General features: G+C 59.6%; 3 protein-coding genes and 2 pseudogenes. 3 read left to right on the top strand and 2 right to left on the bottom strand.

What is annotated here, in order from left to right; all coding sequences use genetic code 11:
• Together EOD15_RS28200 and EOD15_RS28195 are read left to right on the top strand one after the other, a co-directional pair.
• Window positions 1-138: pseudogene (locus EOD15_RS28200) on the top strand (aldehyde dehydrogenase family protein); the annotation flags it as partial.
• 215 nt (window positions 139-353) lie between these two features.
• Window positions 354-626 (top strand): hypothetical protein, encoded by a 273-nt coding sequence (locus tag EOD15_RS28195; protein WP_127266913.1) that lies wholly within the window; start codon window positions 354-356, stop codon window positions 624-626.
• A gap of 53 nt (window positions 627-679) precedes the next feature.
• Here EOD15_RS28195 and EOD15_RS28190 read toward each other — a convergent pair.
• Window positions 680-1,140, bottom strand: a pseudogene (locus tag EOD15_RS28190) (OB-fold nucleic acid binding domain-containing protein); the annotation flags it as partial.
• A gap of 307 nt (window positions 1,141-1,447) precedes the next feature.
• On the bottom strand, window positions 1,448-3,373 hold the full coding sequence (locus tag EOD15_RS28185; protein ID WP_127332304.1) for a potassium transporter Kup: 1,926 nt from the start codon (window positions 3,371-3,373) through the stop codon (window positions 1,448-1,450).
• Between the two features lie 981 nt (window positions 3,374-4,354).
• On the opposite strand from EOD15_RS28185, the gene EOD15_RS37285 reads away from it, so the two are divergent.
• On the top strand, window positions 4,355-4,633 hold the full coding sequence (locus tag EOD15_RS37285; protein ID WP_127309512.1) for an AlpA family phage regulatory protein: 279 nt from the start codon (window positions 4,355-4,357) through the stop codon (window positions 4,631-4,633).
• The last annotated feature ends 397 nt before the right edge of the window (window positions 4,634-5,030 follow it).

Genomic DNA, 5,030 nt, shown 5'->3' with positions numbered 1-5,030 from the left:
ATCATCTTCGATGATGCCGACATTGACGGTGCTGTTGACGGTGCGGTCCAGGCGAAGTTCCGCAATGCCGGCCAGACCTGCGTTTCCGCGAACCGCATTTACGTCCAATCGAGCGTTCACGATGAGTCCGCCGAGAAATTGTGGAGAAGGTCCGGCACTTATCAGTGGTCCGACGTCTACTCCCGGAGCTAAGCCGTCGCCAACCCAAGATCGAGTCCCACATCGCAGATGATAATTCGATGCGGGGCCGAACGATAAATATGCATGCTTTGGCCACCCCGAGGCAGGGCTCATTGAGATGATCCGACCGCCTTGGAACAAAGATGGGGTAGAGCAGATGAAGCGTTGGCAGCGTGTCTCCATTCGACGCGAGCGCTGAGGATGGGATCACGATCATTCGCATCACGCGCAGCCGCAAGGGCGATGCCATGGCTACTTTGGAATCGTTGAAGTGGTTTGAGCCGGACAGTCACAAATACACCCGTTACGCCGCGGCTCAGGAAACGGGGCGGCGTCCGGCGGTGGAGGTGCTCGCTGACTTAAAAAGGGTGCGGGCAGTCGTTGCGCTTGAGAGCGACGACATTTGGGATCCGGCACGGGGTGACCTGCTGCCAATCGGCAGTTAACAGGGTCCGACAAAAGTGTGCACAACATGCTGCTGAAGTGGCCTCCGGAAGCGCTACCGGAAGTTACGCGTCTTGAACTTGATAGGGTCGATATGGTCATACTGCATCGACGATGTCGCGCCCCTTCGGCATGCCGCGCGGATCGATGCCCGATCCGCCGTGATGAGCCTCGTCCCTCGGCCGTGCGGCAACGGAAACGGCGTCTTGCGGTTTCCCACGCTGGCCAGCCCGGCCGACAGATCGGTCAGCTCGTGGGCGACGAGGTGCACCACCTCCTCTTCCGTCGGATGCGTCCGCGGACGCCGAGCATGGCCGAAGCAAGAAGCACGCGCCGGAATTTCTCGAGAGATCTTGACCCAGACGACGACGTTTGCCGCACCCGTCTCATCCTCCAGAGGAACATGAAGCCTTTGGCCGAGCCCGGCCGCTGCCGGACCAGCACCAGGCCGGCGGCCTCGAGCCAGCTTCTGCCTCGCGCCTGCATAGCATCCTGACAGGTCACGGTGCGGCGCCGGTTAGGCGGCACGCCGATTTTGGCAACGCTAGCCTGTGAACTGAAGAATGAAGGTCGGACTTGCGGCACATCGATTAGGTTCAAATGATAAGTTGCTGCCCGGCGAGGTCGTTTCAGCGCATCTCGACTGGTGGGTCGGCAAGACAATGCGGAACGGAAATGATCGCAGGCGTAAAGGACGGCTTTCGGGGCCGGAAGCTTCAGGCCTGGAACCGGACCCCAGTTTGGCGCAAGCATCGTGGCCTCCGCCCGGTCAGGCATTCACCGGCTCGCGAAATGCCAATTGATTCTGCTTAACCGGGCATGCCTAAACGGCCACTTGCGTTCCGATCTCGACCACACGTCCGGTCGGGATCTGGAAATACTCCGTCGCGTCGGCGGCCGTGCGCGCCAAGCCGATGAACAGCTTGTCCTGCCACACCGGCATGCCGGAGTTGGGTGACGCCTTGAGCGAGCGACGCGACAGGAAGAAGGACGTCGTCATGATGTCGAACTTCCAACCCTGCTTGCGGCAGATCGCCAGCGCACGCGGGATGTTAGGCTGTTCCATGTAGCCGAAGGTCAGTGTCACCCGCATGAACAGCTCATTGATCGTTTCCATCTTGATCCGCTCGCTGTCGGGCACCACGGGCTGCTGCGCCGTCACCACAGAGAGGATGACGTTCTGTTCGTGCAGCGCCTTGTAGTGCTTCAGGCTGTGCATCAACGCGGTCGGCGCACTGGCGGGATCGCTGGTCAGGAACACGGCCGTACCGGACACCAGCTGCGGTTTCTTCTTCAACAGATTGCCCGCAAGGAAATCGAGCGGAATCTGGTTCCTGCGCGTCTTGTCAAATAGATACCTGCTGCCTCTTATCCAAGTCCACATGGTCATCACGATCACTGCGGCAATGGCAAGCGAGGCCCAGCCGCCTTCGAATACCTTGACGATGTTAGCTGCAAAGAAGCCGGTATCGATGAAGACGAACACCGCCATTAAGGCTATCGCGACGCCGAGCGGCCATTTCCAGATGCGCGTCATCACAACAAAAAGCAGTATGTTCGTCACCAGCATATTGCCGGTCACCGAAATACCGTAGGCCGAGGCCAGCCGGCTGGATTCGCCGAAGCCGACCACCAGCAGCATCACCACCAGCGCCAGCATCAGGTTGATGCGCGGCAGATAGATCTGGCCCGACTGTTTTTCCGACGTGTGCTGGATGACGAAACGCGGCAGCATGTTGAGCTGTACCGCTTGCCTGGTCAGCGAAAAGGCGCCGGAGATCACCGCCTGGCAGGCGATCACGGTCGCCGCCGTGGCAAGCACGACCATCGGAATAAGCGTCCAGCCCTGGTTCATCTCGAAGAACGGATGACCGACAACGCCGCCATTTGCCAGCACGAAGGCGCCTTGCCCGACATAATTGAGCAACAGACAAGGGAACACGATCGCCAGCCAGGCGAGCACGATCGGCTTGCGGCCGAAATGGCCGAGGTCGGCGTAGAGCGCCTCGGCTCCGGTGACGGCGAGGAAGACTGCACCAACCGTAACGAAGGCGACGTCAGGCGAGTTGACCAGGAACGACACGATGTAATGCGGGCTGATTGCCAGCAGGATTTCCGGGTCGTCCATGATGTGGTTGAGCCCGGAAAGGCCGATGGCCAGGAACCACAGCGCGGTAACGGGTCCGAACACCAATCCTACGCCGCCGGTGCCAAACCGCTGTACCGCAAACACGATCGCCAGGATGGCCAGTGTCAGCGGCACCACATAGGGCTGGAACGTCGGCGTGACGACATTCATACCTTCGACCGCCGACAGTACCGAGATTGCCGGCGTAATGACGGCGTCGCCAAAAAAAAGCGCCGCGCCGACGATGCCGATGCCGATGCCGAGGATCACCGCAGAGCGGGTCGGGAAACTGTTGCGCGCCAGCGCCATAAGCGACAGCACTCCGCCCTCGCCTCGATTGTCGGCGCGGAGCACGAACATGATGTATTTGATCGTCACGGTGATCGTCAGGGACCAGATGATCAGCGAGAGTACGCCGAGGATGTCGCCACGGCTGGCGACGTTGCCACCCGCTGATGCATGCAACGCCTCGCGAAATGCATAGATCGGGCTGGTGCCTATATCGCCATAAACGACACCTAGTGCGCCCAACATCAGCGCCTTGGTGCTGTGCTGCTCGACCTCAGAATGGCTCGATTGTTCGACAGGTTCTGCCTCGTTACCAGCATTGGTAAGGGCCATGGACGACACTCCGATAAGCGCGCGGTGCTCTACGCTTGCTGCACTGCAATATCAAGTTCCGTCACGTAATGTCTGCCGTCTCGCCTGTCGTTGCTCGCCTTGGTAGACTCGCCAGCCCGCAGCCCTACCGAGCAGCAATAGCGCCCCGGCAGAACCCTCAATCGCCCAGATCAATGAATGGTTATCGCCCACAGTGCCCCCCCGCGATGCGGCCGATGGCGACCAGGGTGTCGTGGGCGCACAAGGATGGCGCTTTCCTGATGACGCCGTGCTCCAGGTGTGATCGCACCGTTGCTGCGCAAGCCATTTACTTGCTCGTCCCAGCGAGAACCGTGGCCAACTGGAACGCAGGGCCACGCCGCTCACCGGCCGCACTTTGCGGCGCAGATAACGATTCGATCTCCCCGGCGAGATTCTGGTTGAAGAAGCCACCAAGCTTGTCGAAGGACACACGGTCGTAATATCGACATGCCAGTATCCGCAACCCAGAAAAAGCTCCTTCGGCTCCGCTGCGCGCGCCACGAACAACCCGATCTTCTCTGCGAAAGAGGACGCCGTAATCCCAGGTTGAAGCCAAACCGGGGGGCGGCCGTGACGTATGCTACACAGGCGAAGGGCTAGGAGGCGGGTTCGGTGAGGAACGGCATTGATGTCCACGCCGTCTCCTGGAAAGACAGAGGAATGCGGTGTCACCGCCAGGCGCCGGAGGTTGATCCGGTGATTAGGAGGAGCACTCGTTGTCGGATTCTCGACGATGTCGGACATCTGACACAACGCTGCCAGAGCGATCGCATTTTCCGAAACGATTTTCCCAGTTGGCACGACAATTGCGGTCCTATGCGCAAAAGCACTGCGATGCCGCACCGACTGGAAGAACTCATCAATGATCACGCTTTTCGAACATGTGGGCGCCGCTACCAACACTAAGCGTTCCCGATCAAACGGAAGCCTCTATCCCTTCTTTCTGAAGGCTGTCCGGACATGAACGCATTTGATGTCCGTCCAACGCTGGATGCTCCCGACGACGATCTCTATCTTTGGCTTGAAGATGTGGAAGGCGAGCGGGCACTTGCCTGGGCCGCCGGCCAGTCGGCAAAGACCCTGAAGCACTTCAGTGGAACGCAGTTCGAGCGCGACCGCGCGACTCTGAAGGCAGGCCTGTTCCCTAAGCGGCGTCGCATCTCCCCCGGCCGAGTCGCATGGCTTGAATCCGATATCAGGGCTTGGATGGAAACTAGACCTGAGAGCCGCACCGCATGAATGTAGCCTCCCAATATCTGCCGCTTGTGGCGCATCACGAAGCCGGACCCGCGGTGGCCGCCATCGTTTTGCACCGTCAGATGTTCGACGACGACCGTGAACTCCCTGCTTTCTCAAGTGTTAGTATTTACCCCACGCCGGTGACGGAGAGTGCGGTGGTTTTGTCGAAGGCACGGTTTTCTATTCAGCGCAAGGATTCACCTCGGAGCGAAAGCCGATTTTCGAGGACGATATGGATCGACATTTCCAACGCGATGAAGCGATCCAAGTGATAGTTGCGTGTCTGGCAGGTCCTTTTGCAGAATCCGCATTCGAAGGCTATCTGGACCCGCGCGATATGGCGATGAATGCGTCCGATGGGAATGAGGGGAGCAGCGACTACGCGGATGCCAAGCGA

Source organism: Mesorhizobium sp. M7A.T.Ca.US.000.02.2.1, from assembly GCF_003996995.1.
In the GTDB taxonomy this organism is placed as follows: domain Bacteria; phylum Pseudomonadota; class Alphaproteobacteria; order Rhizobiales; family Rhizobiaceae; genus Mesorhizobium.
Note: the sequence above shows the minus strand (reverse complement) of the source record. Positions and strands in the feature narration are given on the sequence as shown.

Excerpts from the sequence above, each read along its gene's own strand:
- EOD15_RS28185 (WP_127332304.1), bottom strand. The coding sequence starts at position 3,373 with ATGGCCCTTACCAATGCTGGTAACGAGGCAGAACCTGTCGAACAATCG.
- EOD15_RS37285 (WP_127309512.1), top strand. The coding sequence starts at position 4,355 with ATGAACGCATTTGATGTCCGTCCAACGCTGGATGCTCCCGACGACGAT.